13 protein-coding genes are annotated in these 17,924 nt (G+C 48.2%); 5 read left to right on the top strand and 8 right to left on the bottom strand.

Annotated features, from left to right (window positions below; genetic code table 11):
* The first annotated feature begins 159 nt into the window (after positions 1-159).
* Entirely contained in the window at positions 160-897 is a 738-nt protein-coding gene (locus tag DWB84_RS10740; protein WP_187409794.1) for a SapC family protein, read from the top strand.
* Positions 898-951: 54 nt separating this feature from the next.
* On the opposite strand, the gene DWB84_RS10735 is transcribed toward DWB84_RS10740, so the two are convergent.
* From DWB84_RS10735 to DWB84_RS10715, 5 genes are read right to left on the bottom strand one after another with little or no spacing between them, the layout of a single operon-like run.
* Positions 952-3,144 carry a hypothetical protein gene (locus DWB84_RS10735; protein ID WP_187409793.1) on the bottom strand — a complete coding sequence of 731 codons (2,193 nt, stop codon included), beginning with the start codon at positions 3,142-3,144 and terminating at the stop codon, positions 952-954.
* 16 nt (positions 3,145-3,160) lie between these two features.
* Positions 3,161-3,862 carry a hypothetical protein gene (locus tag DWB84_RS10730; protein ID WP_187409792.1) on the bottom strand — a complete coding sequence of 234 codons (702 nt, stop codon included), beginning with the start codon at positions 3,860-3,862 and terminating at the stop codon, positions 3,161-3,163.
* Positions 3,863-3,865: 3 nt separating this feature from the next.
* Positions 3,866-4,288 (bottom strand): hypothetical protein, encoded by a 423-nt coding sequence (locus DWB84_RS10725; protein ID WP_187409791.1) that lies wholly within the window; start codon positions 4,286-4,288, stop codon positions 3,866-3,868.
* Positions 4,289-4,308: 20 nt separating this feature from the next.
* On the bottom strand, positions 4,309-4,776 hold the full coding sequence (locus DWB84_RS10720) for a type II secretion system protein (RefSeq protein WP_187409790.1): 468 nt from the start codon (positions 4,774-4,776) through the stop codon (positions 4,309-4,311).
* Positions 4,773-5,234, bottom strand: coding sequence for a type IV pilin protein (locus DWB84_RS10715; protein ID WP_304610851.1), 462 nt, complete (start codon positions 5,232-5,234; stop codon positions 4,773-4,775). The genes DWB84_RS10720 and DWB84_RS10715 overlap by 4 nt, the downstream gene beginning before the upstream one ends.
* 670 nt (positions 5,235-5,904) lie before the next feature.
* Here DWB84_RS10715 and DWB84_RS10710 point away from each other — a divergent pair.
* On the top strand, positions 5,905-7,623 hold the full coding sequence (locus tag DWB84_RS10710; RefSeq protein WP_187409789.1) for an EAL domain-containing protein: 1,719 nt from the start codon (positions 5,905-5,907) through the stop codon (positions 7,621-7,623).
* Between the two features lie 36 nt (positions 7,624-7,659).
* Here the strand turns inward: DWB84_RS10710 and DWB84_RS10705 are convergent, their stop codons facing one another.
* From DWB84_RS10705 to DWB84_RS10695, 3 genes are all read right to left on the bottom strand, one after another.
* The gene (locus DWB84_RS10705) at positions 7,660-8,193 is read right to left on the bottom strand and encodes an FHA domain-containing protein (protein ID WP_187409788.1); all 534 of its coding nucleotides are present in this window, start codon (positions 8,191-8,193) and stop codon (positions 7,660-7,662) included.
* Between the two features lie 225 nt (positions 8,194-8,418).
* Positions 8,419-8,925 carry a YgjV family protein gene (locus DWB84_RS10700; protein WP_187409787.1) on the bottom strand — a complete coding sequence of 169 codons (507 nt, stop codon included), beginning with the start codon at positions 8,923-8,925 and terminating at the stop codon, positions 8,419-8,421.
* A gap of 50 nt (positions 8,926-8,975) precedes the next feature.
* On the bottom strand, positions 8,976-9,965 hold the full coding sequence (locus tag DWB84_RS10695; protein WP_187409786.1) for a metal-dependent hydrolase: 990 nt from the start codon (positions 9,963-9,965) through the stop codon (positions 8,976-8,978).
* A gap of 264 nt (positions 9,966-10,229) precedes the next feature.
* Between DWB84_RS10695 and DWB84_RS10690 the strand changes: the two genes are divergently transcribed.
* The 3 genes from DWB84_RS10690 to DWB84_RS10680 are packed head-to-tail and all read left to right on the top strand — an operon-like array spanning position 10,230 to position 17,923.
* Positions 10,230-12,368: a type VI secretion system tip protein VgrG gene (locus tag DWB84_RS10690; RefSeq protein ID WP_187409785.1), complete on the top strand. Its 2,139-nt coding sequence runs from the start codon at positions 10,230-10,232 to the stop codon at positions 12,366-12,368.
* A 15-nt stretch (positions 12,369-12,383) separates the two neighbouring features.
* Positions 12,384-13,679, top strand: coding sequence for a hypothetical protein (locus DWB84_RS10685; RefSeq protein ID WP_187409784.1), 1,296 nt, complete (start codon positions 12,384-12,386; stop codon positions 13,677-13,679).
* On the top strand, positions 13,676-17,923 hold the full coding sequence (locus DWB84_RS10680) for an RHS repeat-associated core domain-containing protein (protein ID WP_187409783.1): 4,248 nt from the start codon (positions 13,676-13,678) through the stop codon (positions 17,921-17,923). The genes DWB84_RS10685 and DWB84_RS10680 overlap by 4 nt, the downstream gene beginning before the upstream one ends.
* Position 17,924 lies beyond the last annotated feature (1 nt).

The raw sequence follows: 17,924 nt of genomic DNA, 5'->3' as shown, positions 1-17,924 counted from the left end.
GCAAAAAGGATGCGTGTCGCATTTTTTGCAGGACAGGCGAAAAAGACAGTGATACCTTACGGGACCTTAAAGTGAGGCTTTAACTGGCGCACTTGTACGGTTGATTCCGTTGGGCCAAGCCCGCTGGTGATTACAATAGATAAAAGACGGAGATGCAAAATGTCCACAGCCGCTTTGTTTTATAAAAACGTCACGCCCGTCAACAAAGTCCGCCATGCGGATTGGTCGATCGTTGGTTCCAATACGTTTGAGTTTGCAAAGAACATCCACTCAGTGCCGCTTAACGCCATTGAGTTTCCCAGTGCCTGCCACGAATTCACTATCGTTTTCGCGAAAAACAATGACGGAGTGCTGCCGATCGCTGTGATGGGCGTTCGTGTCGGCGAAAATCTCTATGTCACTGCCGAAGGAAAGTGGGACGCGACCTATTTGCCTGCGTTTATCCGCCGCTATCCTTTTATTTTTTCCACCTCTGACGAAGGCAAAACCCTGACACTGTGTATTGACGAAGAATACAAAGGGTGCAGTCAAAATGGCGAAGGGGAGCGTCTGTTTACTGAAAGCGGCGAAAATTCTCCGTACCTGAAAAAAGTCGTGGAGTTTTTGCAAGAGTATCAAGGTCACTTCCTGCGCACCCAAGCGTTTTGCAAAAAACTGGAAGAGCTGGATTTGCTTGAACCTATGAGTGCACAGTACAAAGCAGCTGACGGTCGGGAAGGTTCGCTGAGCGGATTTTTTGTCGTCAACCGCGACAAACTGAAAAAACTCAGCGCGGAAAAATTGGCCGAGCTTGCGCAAACCGACGAACTGGAAATGATTTATTTGCATTTGAGTTCACTGGGTAATCTGCGCAAAACAATTGCCCGGGTAGGTCAACAAAATTCTGCTAATGCGTAATCTGCATTGAGCAATAAAAAAGCCCCGTAAGGGGCTTTTTTATTGGGCCGTATTTTACAAATATCTCGACCAGAGCAGTTTGGCACCCGAACCGGGAAGCGGAGTGCCGCAACCTACTTGGCAAGGATCTGCGCCCATCCAAGGTACTGTTTTTGGTGAATACCATTCGGTTTCTGAGTCGGTATAGATTTTGATATCACCGTCAGTGATATTTTTAACAGCTCCGTCTGTTCGCGCTGGCCCCTGCACAGAGGCGGAAACATAACCCGTAATAGCGACATTGTTCCTTACGGAGAGATATCCCCCAGCCAGGACAATTCCAAATATATTGGAGTTGTTTTTAATATAGATATCACCACCACTGTAAGTGATGTCGTCACCACCCAGCTCGTTATCTGACGGCCGCACACCGCCAGCTGCTAAGGCAATATTGCCGAGTTTATGGGGAATATAAACGCCATCTGTTTTATTGCATAAATTGGTTGGAAACTGGTCTTTGAATCTGTTTTTATAAGTAGCGAGGTGATGGCCCATTTCGTTGTTATTCAAGCCGGTTCCAATGACTTCGCAAATCTCCTCGTAAGGAGTTGTCCTTTTAGTCTCGTCTCTGACTGAATCGGAATAAATAACCGGCTCTGCGCCATAGTTTACGGCAGCACCTCGGTAGTGATTGCTGGTGGCGATATTGCCAGTCGCCAAAATTGTGCCGTTATTATAACCATTGCTGAAAATCAAACTGCCGTCAAACCACCATATTCCAGGAGCTATGCCAGCGCCTTGGACCTCAAAATATCCTTTTGATGGATGAGTGCCAGTAGTCAAATCTTGATAGGAGATAGAGGCTGAGGCGTTCTCTGCCACTGTAAAGCTTTTGAATGAATAAGTGAGGCACGCCTCACTTGGGCTTTGCCCAAGGCATACATACTTATCGGTTGGTGTATCATCATTACAATCGCCGTTTGACTTTAATTCGCGGCAAATTTTGTGTCCATTTGCTACGTAGTAAATTCCATCTTCCAAGCCATTGATATTGCTTACCCGCACCTTTATTTTTCCTTCGACATAGCTCACCACGTAATTGGCTTCTGCTCTAAAAGGATAAACGTCAACGGCCAGGGTAGGCATAGTGAAGGACGAGACTGGATTCATGACGTCCACCTTGACTCCCGCATTCTGAATAACGGTTTGTCCTGGCTCCAGTGGGGGCAGTAGCTTGGTACAGGCACTATCTATAGTGCCGTTAACGGCAATTTTGGTAAATCCGTTCCATTCTTTGTTCTCACAATCAAAAGTTGCTTCTCCGGAAGCCGTGACCAAAGTTGCATTTTTGGATTTGTTGATGATTGTGCGGACAGACCAGAGATCTGTAATGGTGCCTTTGTAAGTCGAGTTAATGGTCACGCCGCCGCCTGCACTAACAAAATCATGGTTGCCGCTATTATCTACTGTTATGTCGGATCGGCTGCGCATGCTCATGGTATTGGTGCTGGCATTATGAAAGACATCGCCATTAGCAGAAATCAGAGGCGCTTTCGCGGTATTTTGAAGCGTTACTTTTCCTTGGGCTTTAATCTCCGTAGCAGTCGCATCAGTACCACTTAACTTGACATCGCCATTTGCATGGATGGTCCCGAGTTGTACTGCATTATTGGATACCACAGTGACAGAGCCCGTAGCATTGATGCCTTGCAAATTCGAGATATTGGCATTGGCGATTTTCACATCGCCTTTAACATTAATCGTCAAGGGCTTATCGAGCACCAACCGGCTAGTCAATTCCAAGTCGTCATTAAAATTCAGTGGCCCTGATAATTCATACTCCCCATAAGAAGGAGTCACCTCATAAATAACTCCCACCGCAGCAGAAGCGTGCGCTGCATCCTGCACATTTACGATGGTCGCTTCTATGCGATATCCACCAGTACCCGTAGGATTCACGCTTTGGACTTTGGCTTGCATAGTGCCATAGCCCGTTAATTCGATTGGGTAAACACCTGCAGTCAATCCTTCAACACCTTTAGAATCGAGATAGCGGCGAAATGCTTCTACGCCAGCCCATGCGCCGGTTTGTGCATTCGTTACCGCGTGCACCGCAATATGTTTTTCCTGCGTGCTGCGAATGGAATGCATCATGCCAATCGCTGTTGCGGTCAACGCCACACCAATCAGCACCACAATCAAAATGGTTGCAATGCCCCGTTGGGAAGACGGGCGGGAAGTTTTAGAAAAAAACAACTGACGTTTCATACAACACCTGTAGCGATCACGGAGACGCCGGATAAATATTGGGTAAACAGTATTTATATTCGTTGGCAGTCATATCTGCTGCGCCCTGCAGAAATGCACTACCGGGAGCTGTTACGGTTAATACAACACGATCTTCGGTTGCATCGCTGAGTGCGCCGTAGGGATTGCAAGGTTCTTGAGTCAAGCCATAACCAAACATATTGGAGTAGGTATCTATGTAATTATCGAGACCATCACCGTCCAAGATGCGCCAGCGGCCCAGCACCGCAATAGGATTTGCAGTCTGCCAGGTCAAACTGTCTAAAGCCGTAACGCCATCGCAGCCGCTGTCGACTTTGACGAGTTTTAATACGCGAAATACACCGCCGTTGGTGTCCTCCTCTTCGTGAAGGCCGCGGCATTGATAAGTCGATCCGCTATCGGTACTAAATCTCCACAATAATTGACGTTTTCCCGTTTCTGGCTCATTGATCACTATATGGTTGAGAGATGCGTTATCAATACCAAACCCCGCACTTTGCACTTCCAGTTGCACGGTCAGCATGGCACTGGCCAGTTGACCGTCGTGATTGGAGTCGAGCTTGCTTTCGGTGGCGACCTGAATCAGATTTTTGTACAGCGTCAAACTACCCAGCATACAAAGCACGGAAATCAATAAACCGATCAGCAAGCCGACAAGGGTCATCCCATCCTGGTGTGAAAAAGAAATAGTTTTCATGCGTCAGCTTCCACTACCGCCCACAATCACTTCGCCGCCCAATACATCGCTGGTAACCGAGATATACAGGGGTTTTCGAATATCGCTAATGGTTATGCCACCGATAACGGCTGTAGTTAATCCGCTAGCATCGCAACCGAAAACTTTGGTTTGAATGGCGCTGTCATCGACACCAGGCAGCTTTACGGAAGGTGGCGTCGCACAGATATCGATTCCACCTGTGCCATTGTTCAGCAACAATGCTCGCATCTGATTAACCGCGATTTCCTGCAAGCGCATATCTTTTTGTGCGACCGACATTTTTGAAGTCACGAAAACCACACCCATACCGATAATGGCCATCAGCACCAGGCCGATCAGTGATTCAATTAAAAAATCGCCACGCTGCCGATTTATTGAAATCTTTTTGCTATTGGATAAATGCATAATTTTAACTCTGCGCATAATTAATGCAGTGCCAATGGATCTTCGCCATCTAAGGATAAATTGGATGTAGTGGCACAAGCGCTGCAACTGCCGCTGGTGGTCAACAAACCTTTGTTGTTGAAGCACACGCAGGAAAAATCATTGGAATCCACTTTTACGCTGATGCCTTTGTGCAACTGCGCCTGCCAAAGTTTTGTTCCTGCAGCAGAGGTGCAGGATGGCGCTGCACCAGCAGTACCTTCGAGGACAGTTAATAAATTGGAGTCGGACAGGCAGATTGCCGTCACCGGACTTTCGCCCGTTGCGGCCATATGATTGCGCAGCGCCGCTGCTTTAGCGCGACCCACGGCTTGTGTTAATTGCGCTTCTGCTTCTATACGTTTGGCATCTGATACCCAGTTACCTGTGAGAGGCGCAGCGACTAACACAACCAGTGCTATCACCGCGATCACGATCATAATTTCGATCAGAGAAAAACCCTTGCTCATAACCAGTCACCAGTTGAGCTTAATGAGCAGCTTTCGATTTTTCTGACATTGTCTTTGGTAATTGACACAACGCAACCTGCGACGCCGGTGCCAGTTTTCCCTTTGGCCACCAATTTGTAGTCGGTTTTGGACGCAACATCCTTATCGCTTGCGAAATCGAAATCTTTGGAGGCGGGCTGCCAGCCTTTAAATTCTGTTGTCAATTTATCAGTCGTGGTCAGATCCTTGGTATTCTCGGGATAAGCCAGTTTGCGCTGATAATAATTGGCGAAGTTCAGGTTCAGAGCGATCAGATCTGCCTGCGCAGTTTTGATTTTTCCGCGGTTGATATAGTTGTTGTAAGACGGAATCGCGATTCCCGCGAGAATGGCCACTAAAGCGACCGCAATTAGGATCTCTATCAGGGTAAAACCGATCTGCGAACGCATATTCAGTTTTGTCAGTTTCAGGTATTGCATGGGCATCTTGTCCGTCCAGTTCGACGCATGGAAAGCTTCTGTCAAGAGGTTCTCGGCTAGCCTTTCACGGCGCCTTTTTTGGCGTTTATTTGGTTAAAAAAAGTATTGACGTAGAGTCAGACACAGGCAACAGATGGTGATTTATGCGCCACAATTATAAAAATATGAAAAACCCTCTAGATTGGTTATTGATCACCGTACAAGCCGCGCCATGTCTAGCTTTTCGACCAAAAAACCTAGCGGATCTTAATTTTTGATAGGGGTAAAAAAGGCGAAAAAGACCCAATCATGTTGGGTAAAAGTTATATTTAATAATAATTTCGCAAGAGATTTACGATTTTAAATAAATAAAAGATCTAAGACTGTGCCCAAAAATTGCCAGACAGGCGGACCCTTTTTGGGATAAGTGGAGAAGGCTATTTTTTGGCAGTTTTTACTCAGAAAATTAGCGGAGATAAGCGGTTGGTAAAGCGGTACGAAGGGACAATTTTTCTTATTTTCTGCCGGGATAAATGGTCATTTTTTCCGTTAAACGGCGTAAAAACCCCGCCAGTTGCGAGGCATTCAGCCTCAACTATGCTCTATAAGTAGTCAGCGCCGCGCAGCATACGGTTGCGAGCCCTTGCATGAGTAAGGGGTTAGGCCTTTTTCACGCACTGGAGCAGTAGTTGTGGTAAGTCTGAAACAGTCCAAGCCGATCCTTATTATTGATGATGTGGCGGACGAACGCAGAGCATTAGTAGAACAATTGGGGAAATATCGCGACGAATTTCCACGAATTGTCGAAGCCGACAATATTGCAGAAGCATTATTGCGGATTCGTGAAGAGGAACCCATTTGTTGCCTGATTGGCGCTGGCGTTACACGCAATGAAGGCTTGGCATTGCTCCAATTAATTCGCCACGATTATCCGGCGGATGTGCTGTCCGTTATAGTCGTGACCGACCCTGAATGTGAAGACCTCGCCGTTGATATGTTGCACCACGGCGCCCAGGATTGTTTGATTCGCGACAACATTACGCCGACGCGACTTTACAGTGCGATTTGGAATGCGATGCGGGCGAGCGATCTCTATAAGCAAGTAAAACATCTCGCTCACTACGACTCCTTGACCGGTTTATTGAATCGCAATTTATTGATGAACCGCCTGGAGCAGGCGCTTAAACGCTGTGATCGTTACAAACAGCGCTGTGCGTTACTGCATCTCGATATAGATCATTTTAAACCGGTCAACGAAACCTATGGTCATACCGTCGGTGATGAGTTATTGCAGGCCGTAGCAGAAAGAATTCGCAATCATTGCCGCAACACCGATAGCCCTGCGCGAGTTGGCAGTGATGAATTTTTGATTTTGCTGGAAAATGTCGACAAAAACACCGGGCGGAAAGTTGCAGATAAATTATTGAAAGCCCTGGAAGCACCGTTTGAACTCAGCGGACATGTGGTACAGGTAGGCGTGTCCATCGGAATTTCCACTTATCCCGACACTGCTAAAAACGCAGAAGAATTAATTAAGCAGGCAGATCAGGCGTTGCGCAGAGCAAAGCAGGAAGGTATTGCCAATTTTGTGGCCTTTTCCGAGCAGCATCGTCACCAGTGGAATCGCCAACATGTGTTGGAAACCGAATTGCCACGAGCCATAATGCGCGGCGAACTTTCGCTGGTTTATCAGCCGATTGTGACGGCAGATTCTTTTGAATTAAAACGTCTCGAAGTCTTAAGTCGCTGGCCGCGTTCGGATTACACCGTGAATGCGCTGGAATTAATGGAAATGATCGATCGGTTAAATTTGACCGAACCGTTTCATGAGTGGCTTTTTAATACGGCATTTGCCCAGCTAAGAAAATGGCGCAGTGAATCGATCAATCCAGATTTGTGTTTGAATATCCCAGCCAATTACTGCTATCACTCGGCGATTTCCAATTGTGTTCTCAGCGCCTTGCAGCGCCATCAGGTAGATCCGCAAAAAATCGAGTTGGAAATTACTGAATCGACCTTGATGCGCTTCCCGGATAAAAGCGTCCGCGTGTTGCAAGGCTTGCATGATGCGGGCTTGCGCATTGCCGTCGACGATTTTGGAACAGGTTATAGTTCCATGGCGTACCTGACCAGTTTTCCTTTGGATACCTTAAAAATCGACCGCAACTTTTTTCTCGCGGATGTGAATAAGGATCGCAATCGCAAAGTGATTGAGGCGATTACCGCCTTGGGCCACAGCTTGGATCTGGAAATTATTGCCGAAGGTGTGGAAACAGATGTTCAGTTGAAATTGGCGAAAGAAGTCGGTTGCGACCTATTGCAGGGATACTACTTTGGTCGACCGGAATTTCCCGGAATCAATTGGGAAGATTACGCGAAGCACTTTTCACACATGAGCGTACCGCGCTGAACATCAGCGCGGTTTACCACTATTTCAAATACTTTCTTATCCCCAAAAAAGCCATCCGAAAAGAAGCCCAACTACAGCGCCAGCGGCAAAAATCCAGAGACTATTTGAGTTGCCAGATTCCGCTTGACTTGGCCGTGTAGGTTGGGTTGTCGCCTGGGCTTTTGGTGTTTGTGTTTGTTGCAGGATTTTGCGGGTTTCATCTGGCCGCAAAAACACGGTGCTGGTCGTAACCGGAGGGGGTTCGGCTGAGGGTGGTGGTTCCGAATCCGGCAGAGCTTCTTCGCTCAATTTAACCGTCAATGCGAATTTGCCGATGCCGATAGTGTCGTCGCTAGTCACGGTCGCCTCTTGAATCGACTGGCCATTTAGGAAGGTGCCGTTGCCGCTGTTCAAATCGATCAGCTTTACCTCGTTTCCTTGCCGCAAAATTTTTGCGTGGGTACGGGAAATGCCGGCGTTGTCCAACAGGACGTCACATTCGGAGGATCGACCGATCAGAATCTCGGTTTCTGTAAAGTTATACCGGTGCAGTTCGCTGTTATTGATAGATACCACGATGTGTAAAAACATAAGCCCGTCCGCTGCCAAGTGGGTTTATTGAAGCTGCAATAAGAATAAATGCGTCATTATAGCGAGCGCATTGAATGCCGAACCAGTGGATATGCGCATTTTTCGCCGGTATTCATGGATTTACATGGGGTGATTGTGTATTGGAACCTGCAATAACAGTGCTGCCAACAGAGTTGGCAATTTTATTGATGGGTAATTTCTTGACTGTTGTCACGAAAACGCCACTTAAGCGGGCGTTTTTTGTCTCTGGCGGTAAAGGCGATAGATGGTATTTAAATTGACAATGATTAATGTCGATTCCAGCAGTGTTCCTCCCAGAGAGCCGACAATAATATTGTTGGTCAACCAAAAAACTGCCCCGAGCAAAAATGCCAGGCGCATGCGGATGCCACTTAAACAAAAAACGGCGTAGGTTCCCATGCAGGAGCCGAGGATCGCAAACATATCCGTCCAGTGGTCCCCCACCCAGATCCCCAAAATAATACTCAGCAGCATAAAAAGATAAGCCAGCCGGCGCGACTTGGTGCGAATCGCCAATCCCGTGCGGGCGACGGACAGAAGTGAGCTGAGACTAGCTGTCCAGGCACCAAGCAAGCCGTAGTGCAGCACGTTGTTGAGCTGCAGTAGCAGCATCATGATTTTGAGCTTGCGGTCATCGCGCTGGTAAAAACACAGAATTCCCAGTGTAAAACTCAATAATCCGAAAATTTGCGCTATGTTCAGTTCGAACATGCGTAGCCCAGGTCATACATAAGTGTCTCGAAGAGGGTCATTGGACGTTGCTACAGCGGGCGCCCAAACAGCATTTGCAGGAAAGTATTGCGCACCATCGGGCTGTTGTCGCGCTGAGTAAAAAATTTTGGTGTCTCGTCAGGCTTGGAAATGTTGATTTCAATTCCCCAAAGCGGGACAAGGGAATGAGGCAGCATGGCATAACGTCCATCGCCAATGCGTTGTGGGTTGTCCGGATCCGCTATCAGCATGCCATTGGTCAAATGATAAAAGCGTTGCAAATCCTTATAAGCCCGCGATTCTTTTGGATAAGTGTTCGGATCGAACAAGGCGCGGCTAGCTCCCTCATACCACATGGCTTCGCCAAAGGGCGGTAGGAAAACTGCATTCGCGTATATCTGATTCTGATGAACTACCAGAGTGCGCCACAACAGCAAGTTGGCTAGCGTCGGTTTGACTTCGATTCGAGCATCCATCATCTGGCGTTCGGTAGCCCAATTTTTCGCAGTTTGGTGGGCGCGCTTATGCTGTAGACCACCAAACGCAACAAGATAGAGTATGCCGGCGAATATGCCGTACACGGCCGCGGGCTTTCTCGCCAAAGAGAATATCAGCGCAATGGCAAGGACTAGCGTAAATGCAGGGTCGATGACAGCCACTATGCTGAGTGCCACCGCCTCAAATGGCAGTGGCCAAAGTAGATAGGTGCCATAGCTGGTGCAGGCGTCGAGCAAGCAGGCGCTTATATAACCCGTTAATGAAATGCTGTAAGCACGTAACCGAGTGAAGTGGTTGCGCCATAACGGCCATAACAAAAATGTGGCCAAAACGGCGCCCAACGGAGCGAACAAAAGTGAATGGCTGAAATGGCGGTGGTATTCCAGCACCAATAGAGGATCTTCCGCGCTGCGAATAAATACATCCAGGTCGGGCAAAAGCGCAGAGATGGCACCGATTGCGGCCGTGCGATAGCGCGGACTTTTTGCGCGCAGGGCTGATGCACTCAGGGCTCCGAGAACAGCGTGGGTCAAAACGTCCATCAAGACTCCAAAACAGCATGATCAAAGAATTTAATCAAAGTTTTCACCTTATATCGTAGTTTTCTACAGAAGAAACGCGGTTTATTCAGGTGAAGCGAGTGTCGTCAAAAAGTGTGTTGATTAAGCAACGGCTTACTTCATCGGACGCGCCCGTGTAATACTTCACAACTTCTCCTGCGCTTCCTCTCTATAATCCGCAGATTCGCGCGTCCCTTGATCGCAGGAATCACTCACGGCTTTATTCTCTACTTCGGGGAGCTTATCGTGGCTATAGATTTTACCCCTGCCAAATTTTTTACCCAGGAAACCCGTCATCTCCGTGTCCAATCCAATTTGGGCACCAACGCATTGTTGTTGCGGCGTTTCAGTGGTGTGGAAGGCATATCCCGCTTGTTTCATCTTGAGCTGGATTTACTCTCGCATAACGGTGCCATAAAACCGCAGGATATTGTGGGCGACAAAATCGGCATTACGATTGAGCCCGAGGGAGAGTCCAAGCGCGTTTTCAGTGGCTTCGTTAAAAGTTTCCAATATTCCGGTTTAGAAAAGAGAGGTCTCTACTCTTATAAAGCCGAAGTAGTGCCGTGGTTCTGGTTTTTGGGCAAGCGCACGGATTGCCGGGTGTTTCAAAACCAGACTGTGCAGGAAATCGTCGAGTTTATCTTTAATGAGCTCGGCTTTTCCGATTACGTGTTTGCGCTGATCGAGCAGCATCCAAAAATCGAATACTGTGTGCAATACAACGAGTCGGATTTGGACTTCATTAGTCGCCTGCTTGAACATGAAGGAATCTATTACTTCTTTGAGCATCAAGAAGACAAATGCATCATGCATTTTTCCGACGACGCCTCCCATTACACCGACTTGTCGCCCCGACTGATTGAACACAGCTCGGGTGTTCGGCAAAAACACTATATTCGCCAGTGGCAGCATCTTTATCAGTATTGCTCCGGCGCCTACGCACAAACCGATTTCAACTTTGAAAAATTCAACCAATCGCTACTGACGGAAACCCCGACTACCATCAAGCTCAAAAACAACGCGAATTTTGCGCGCTTTGAGTTTCCTGGCAGCTATCGCGAAAACGAACAGGGAAGGGTGTTGACCAAGCTGCGTATGCAGCAAGAGGAAATGAACTACGAGCGTATAACCGCCGCCAGTAACGTCAATACGCTGGAAGTCGGCAAAAAATTTACTCTCAAATCCGATGAAAATGAGGCCGATCACGGCAACACCTACGTCATTACCGAAATTCGCCACTCGGCTTATGACCCGAGCTACCTGAAAAGCGAAAATGACGAGCCGCCATATACCAACCATTTTGTCTGCATTCCGGCGAGTACCACTTTCCGTCCGGCGATGGTCACGCCGCGACCGCGCATCGATGGTGTGCAAACTGCTGTGGTGGTCGGTAAAGCAGGGGATGAGATTTACACCGATAAATACGGCCGCATCAAAATTCAGTTTCACTGGGACCGTTATGGTGCCAAGGACGAAACCAGTTCCTGTTGGGTGCGTGTGTCGACACCTTGGGCCGGTAATAAATGGGGCTCGGTGACCATTCCGCGTGTCGGTCAGGAAGTGATCGTAACTTTCGTCAACGGTGATCCCGATCAACCTCTGGTGATCGGCAGCCTTTACAACAGTGCTCATATGCCGCCTTATCCTTTACCGGAAGGCAAGAGCATGATGGGTATGAAATCCCGCTCTGTTAAAGGCGACGGCGGCAGTTATAACGAGATGGTGATTGACGACACCAAAGGCTCGGAAGGCTTCCGCGTCAACGCGCAGAAAGATTACGACATGAAAGTGGGGAATAATTCGAATACCCACGTTCTCAATGATCACACTGGCAAAGTGGACGGAAATTCCACCACTACGGTGCAAGGCAATTCCACCCATACCACGCAAGGTAACGACAGCTTTACCGTCAACGGCAATCGCACTGCAACCGTTGACGGCAATGAAGACAGCACCGTGCAAGGTAATGCCACAGTGACGGTAGTGGGAAATAAAGATGCGACCGTCAACGGCAATACTACGTTTACGGTTGGCGGTAATGACACAGTTGCTATAGGCGCAAAACAGGAAGTTTCCGTCGCAAGCAAGCAAACCATTTCGGTTGGTGCGGATCAGGAAACTGTGGTGGGTTCCAATCAAATGGTTCAGGTTGGCGGCAAGCAGGAAATCTTCGCCATGTCACAAACGGTGGGGATTACTACTGATGCGTCGCTCGGAGCAATGAAAATCACTCAGGTTGGTGAAACCGAAATTACACTGGCGGTAGGTGCGTCGGTTATCACGCTTACGCCGGCGGAAATCAAGTTATCCGTCGGTACAAGTTCGGTCACCATCGACATGTCAGGCGTGTCAGTACAAGGTCCCAAAGTCAACCTGAATTAAGCCTGAGGAGTACGCATGGCTCAGGAAAACGCGATTCAAAAGGAAGTGGAAAAATTGGCGCAACACTGGCAGGAATTTACTGCCGGTGATCATGCTATTTTACATTGGATGATCAAAGCTACCGATATTGCTCTGGCAAATACCTTCGTCCAAATCAAAGAGCGCTTCGATCAAAAAAACGGCGAATGGTTTATTCAATTAACCAACGAATTTGTCGAAATTAATTCTTATGCGGGCGACCTTGCAACCGAGCTGAATAGATTGATGGAGGAGGGGCTTGCACAAGAGTATGAAGAACTTCTGGACGATTGGAAGAAAATCAACCTGAATGAAGCGCAAAGTGGCTTTCATGCACTTTTTATTGTATGTGGAGAAATTCTGCGCTTATTTGGCAAAAACTTCGAATTTCTGACCCTGGTCATCAGTCCTACCGCAGTCAAAAAGCCGCAGGAATATGCACGGTGGTGGGCGCTTGCTTGCAAAATCCGCCGCGACTACCGCGAGTGGGATCCCAAACTCAAGCTGCTGGTTTTGGACAAAGCGGAAAAACCCTTTTTGGCCGAAACTTTTGCGGATAATTCTGATGTGGCACTCAGCCAGACCCCGCCGCTGGATTTTAACGGCGCTGCGCGCGCTATAGCCGAGCAGGCCAACGACGGCTCGGACAGCGGGCATTTTCGCGTACACCTGCTGGATTTGAACAACGCCATTACTGAGCAAAATAAAAAGAAGGTAGAGCAAGCATCCGTAGCCGCACTTGCCATAGCAGAAAAAAATCAATGGCTTGATATGTGGACAACGGTTTTGATGACCCGTGCGGCTGGCTGGTTGAACTTTAAAATGTTCGATCAAGCCATCAAAGATTATCGGCAGGCACAACAGATAGCGACGCGCGGAACCGAACAACAGACACCCGGCTGTGACAAATTATTAATGCAGGCCATGTTATTCGAAGGCACTGCCTATTTTATGGCGAATTATTTTGAGCATGCGGCGCAAGCCTTTGTCAGCGCGGCGAAAAAAGCCGAAGAATTAAAAGATGCCTGGATACGCCTGGAAGGTTGGCGCATGGCATCGCTCAGCATGGAACACCACAAACAAAAGGATATGGCCTGGCAGTACGCCAGTCAGGCATTTGCTGTTGGTCGCGAAATGGCAGACGAAGAACGTAAACAATCGACACTGGCGTTTGTCGGGCACGCAATGTTGCGCATAAGTCCCAATAGCCAAGTGAAGTCAGAAGTCAAAAATGCATTCGACCGACTTCTTGGCGAGGAATGGTTGGAGCAAGTGGAGGCCGTCACCAAATGATGCCCGTCATCAAACATTTCGACCCGGTAATGGGGATCGATATTCATATAGTGACACTCCCAACAGGTGTGCCCACACCCATGCCGCATCCGCATATCGGCATGATCATTGACCCCATAGATTACATTCCGATTTTGGGTGCGACTGTGTTTGTCGGCCCCTTACCGCGCGGTCAAGCAGGCACCATGGGTAAAGCAATTCCGCATATTCCTATGGGTGGGCCATTCATCAAGCCACCGATGAATGAAGACGAAATTTTTATGGGCAGCACCCTGGTTTGCGCCGATGGTGAACCCTTAAGTTATACCGCGCTGCCTGTTTTGAGCTGCCAGGAAGTCGGCACAATGGCACCGCTGCGGCCTGATAAACCCAGGTGCACATTTGGCATGGTGTTGCCTCTCAGTATTGTGCTGGGCATTCCATTGGGGCGACCTGTTCTTGTCGGTGGTCCACCAACCATCAGTTTGCTGGGGGCGGCTTTTGCTTTTTTGGGGCCAGCGCTTTCCGCATTCCGAACATTTCAAAAAAATAGCCAAAAATTTGCAGACCTGTCCGCCGCATTGCGGGGCCGCGCTGACAATCTTTGTGCGAATTTGAAAGTGCCAACCAATATCCGTAACAAAATCAGCGATGCCATCTGTTTTGTCACGGGGCATCCGGTCGATATACCTTCCGGCAAATTATTTACCAAAGCGCTGGATTTTGAATTGCCGGGGCCAATTCCGCTGAAATGGCAGCGTATTTGGTACAGCACTTCTATATATGACGGCCCCCTCGGTCACGGTTGGCATCACAGTTACGACTTGGAATTAATGGAAGATGACAAAGTCGTCGCCGTGCGTATGACCGACGGTAGGCCCGTCGCATTTCCCCGTCCACAAATGGGTGAAAGCTGTTTTGAGCGCAATGAACGATTGACGCTGATCCGGGATGCGCGCGGTTACGCATTGGATACGATCGGCGGTTTGCGTTACCGCTTTGAAATCAGCAACGTTCAAGAAAGGCGGCATAGACTTAAATTTATCGCGCAAAAATCCACAGGCGTAAAAATCCAATTTGAATACGACGGCAAAAATCGCCTACGCCAGATTATTGATAGCGGCGGCCGCTTTATTCGTTTGGAATACAATGCGGATAATCGCCTGCACAAAATCTTTTTGCCACATCCCGATACCCATAGGGTTGAGGAGTGGGTATGCGCTCTGGAATATCACTATCGCGATGGCGAATTGGTGCAGGTAGACGATGCGATGCAACAACCCTGGAAATACGAATATCAAAACCATCTGCTGGTCAAAGAAACCTGGCGCAACGGCCTGAATTTCTTTTTCCGCTTCGATGGCGATGACCACAACGCCCGCTGCGTTGAAACCTGGGGTGATGGTGGACTTTATTATCGCAAGCTTACTTACGATCTCGAGCGCAATATCACCTGGGTGCAGGATTCCCTGGGGCATGTCACCGAGTACCATCACAACCTCGTCCTGCCGCATAAAATTATCGATCCGCTCAAAAACGTTACACGGATTGAGTACAACGACTACTACCAGCCCGTATGTGAAATTAATGCGTTGGGTTTCAAAAAGAAATACGAATACGATGAATACGGCAACATAACAAAGATTATCAATACTGATGGTGCGACCATCAGTATGGTGTATGACCAAAACCATAACTTGGTACAAACGGAGGACGCCGTAGGTGGCAAGTGGGAATATAGGTACAACAATCACAACCGTTTGATTGAAGAAGTCGATCCGTTGGGCAATAAAACGTCTTATGGTTACGACGATACGACGCTTATTTCGGTTGCTGACGCCAACCAAAACCAATATTTTCTCCACTACGACCAGCACTTCAATCTGTGCAGCATAGTGGATCAAAAAGGGACGGAAGTAACTTGGGAGTACGACAGTCTGGGTCGGCTTGTCACTATTACTGATCCTCGCGGCAACAAGCGAATATTTCAGCACGATCTGCTTGGGCGAGTGACTCAGATTAATGAGCCAGACGGCAATGTGCGCCGTTTGCAGTACGATCCTGACGACAACATTATTCGCGCACAGGATAAACACTACGACGTTCAGTTTGAGTACCAGGGGTTGGGCCGCATGGTATCACGTAGCCAGGCGGGTACCACGGTTAAATTCGAATACGATACGGAAGATCAACTCAAAGCCATTATCAATGAGCATGGCAAAGTCTATAAATTCGAGCTTAATCCGCTGGGAAGAGTTATAGCCGAATACGGTTTTGATGGTCTTACCCGTAGTTATTTGCGCGACGCCTTAGGCCAGATTAGAAGAGTGCAACGACCGGACGGCCGTTATTCGACATTTGGTTACGATGCGGCTGGACGCATCACAGAAATTGTCCATTTCAACGGTGAAAGAGAGAAATACGAATATCGTGCCGATGGCGTATTAATTAAAGCCAAAAATGCCGTTACTCAATTGGAATTTGAGCGTGACTTAGTCGGTAATATTCTGAAAGAAGTTCGTGATCAGTATTGGGTGGCTTCGGAATACGATGCGCTGGGTTACCGCACACGAGTTTCTTCGTCGTTCGGTTTCGAGCAGAAAATTACGCGTAATAGCGACGGCCAAGTTACCCAGGTTTTTTGTGGAACGTTAGAGCGGCCGGAACAGTTTATTACTCAATTTGCCCGCGATGATATCGGGGTCGAACTGCAGCGCACTATGCCTGGTGGTATTCAATCGCGCTGGCGGCGGGATAGACTTGGTCGACCTATTCAACAGGATATAATCGGCGGACAAAAAACGTATTCCAGCAAAACTTACGTCTGGGGTTTGGACGATCGACTTAGCAAAATTATCGATGCGTTGGGGCGCGAAACCATTTTCCATCACGATGCCTTAGGCAATCTCGCAGCAGCGCAATACGGGCAAAATCATTTTGACCTGCGCATGCCGGATGCGGTGGGCAATCTGTTCCGCACCGAAGCGAAAAAAGATCGGGAATATGGACCTGCAGGACAGTTGCTCGCCAAACACGATAAAAATGGCACAACGCGTTATCACTACGATGCCGAAGGCAATTTAATCAGCAAAATTGAGCCTAATGACAAAGTCTGGCGATACGAATGGAATGCCACTGGCTCATTGCGCAAGGTTATTCGTCCGGATGGCAAAGAGGTTACCTTCGAGTATGACCCATTGGGCCGACGAATCAGCAAAACCTTCAATGGCAAAATCACCCGCTGGGTTTGGGACGGCAATAATCCCTTACACGAATGGGTTGAGTCTGTCCAAGTCGTAACGCCACTTAAATTAATCAGGCCCAATAAATCCGCAGAAGCCGAAATTGCTGCAGATCAGCGACAAATCGCCTTGCAACCGCTGCAATCGCAAGCGCCGCCGGTGGTTCCGCATGGCGATGAAAAAAATCCTGCAACCTGGTTATTCGATCCCGAATCATTTGCCCCCATGGGTAAAATGGTTGATGGACGCTATTACCCCATAGTCACCGATTATCTCGGCACGCCCGTGGCGATGTTCGACGACGCAGGTAATAAAATTTGGTCCGCGGATATAACTGTTTGGGGAGATTTGCGTAATCTCGAAGGCGAGCGGCAGACCTGCCCGTTCCGCTGGCCGGGGCAGTATGAAGATGAAGAAACGGGGCTCTATTACAACCGGTTCCGATATTACGATCCGGATGCGGGACAATATGTTCGTCAGGATCCGATTGGGCTAAGGGGAGGCTTAAAATCCTACGCTTATGTTGTAGATCCCACTGGCTGGGTCGATTCGTTGGGGCTGTCTGGTAAAAAAAGCTACTCCGTCGATTCTGATTTAACCGACACGGATATTGCCAAGGGGGTTTTGGTTGACGGAAGTTATGTTAAGAATCCAACAGCGCAAAATCTTGCGTCAGCGATTACGAGTTCAGGAAAGGTGGGAGGTAAAACGACCAATGGGCAATTTATGTATGTAATCGATCAAAATGGAGAAATTATTTTTGGAACAAGAGGAAAGGATGCTTTGACTGGAATGACATTGCATATGCCTCATCCGACATTGGTCGGAGGCCAAAATCCACAGGTACTAGCAGCTGGTATGATCGATATTAGAGGAGGGAAAATCTACAGTGTCGACAACGTTTCAGGCCACTTCAAGCCAGATGCAAGTTCGTTGAGCGTAGCGGAAGACGTCTTCAGAGGATCTCTTCCAGAGAATGTATTCCATAGAGATTTTCAGGGCTTTCTGCCTTTCTCGGGGTGAA

The sequence above is a fragment of the Saccharophagus sp. K07 genome (assembly GCF_014336955.1).
GTDB lineage: Bacteria > Pseudomonadota > Gammaproteobacteria > Pseudomonadales > Cellvibrionaceae > UBA5868.
This window is presented reverse-complemented; position numbering and strand designations above follow the sequence as displayed.

Coding starts and splice junctions, on each gene's coding strand:
- DWB84_RS10740 (WP_187409794.1), top strand. CDS start 160: ATGTCCACAGCCGCTTTGTTTTATAAAAACGTCACGCCCGTCAACAAA.
- DWB84_RS10735 (WP_187409793.1), bottom strand. CDS start 3,144: ATGAAACGTCAGTTGTTTTTTTCTAAAACTTCCCGCCCGTCTTCCCAA.
- DWB84_RS10730 (WP_187409792.1), bottom strand. CDS start 3,862: ATGAAAACTATTTCTTTTTCACACCAGGATGGGATGACCCTTGTCGGC.
- DWB84_RS10725 (WP_187409791.1), bottom strand. CDS start 4,288: ATGCATTTATCCAATAGCAAAAAGATTTCAATAAATCGGCAGCGTGGC.
- DWB84_RS10720 (WP_187409790.1), bottom strand. CDS start 4,776: ATGAGCAAGGGTTTTTCTCTGATCGAAATTATGATCGTGATCGCGGTG.
- DWB84_RS10715 (WP_304610851.1), bottom strand. CDS start 5,234: ATGCAATACCTGAAACTGACAAAACTGAATATGCGTTCGCAGATCGGT.
- DWB84_RS10705 (WP_187409788.1), bottom strand. CDS start 8,193: ATGTTTTTACACATCGTGGTATCTATCAATAACAGCGAACTGCACCGG.
- DWB84_RS10700 (WP_187409787.1), bottom strand. CDS start 8,925: ATGTTCGAACTGAACATAGCGCAAATTTTCGGATTATTGAGTTTTACA.
- DWB84_RS10695 (WP_187409786.1), bottom strand. CDS start 9,965: ATGGACGTTTTGACCCACGCTGTTCTCGGAGCCCTGAGTGCATCAGCC.
- DWB84_RS10685 (WP_187409784.1), top strand. CDS start 12,384: ATGGCTCAGGAAAACGCGATTCAAAAGGAAGTGGAAAAATTGGCGCAA.
- DWB84_RS10680 (WP_187409783.1), top strand. CDS start 13,676: ATGATGCCCGTCATCAAACATTTCGACCCGGTAATGGGGATCGATATT.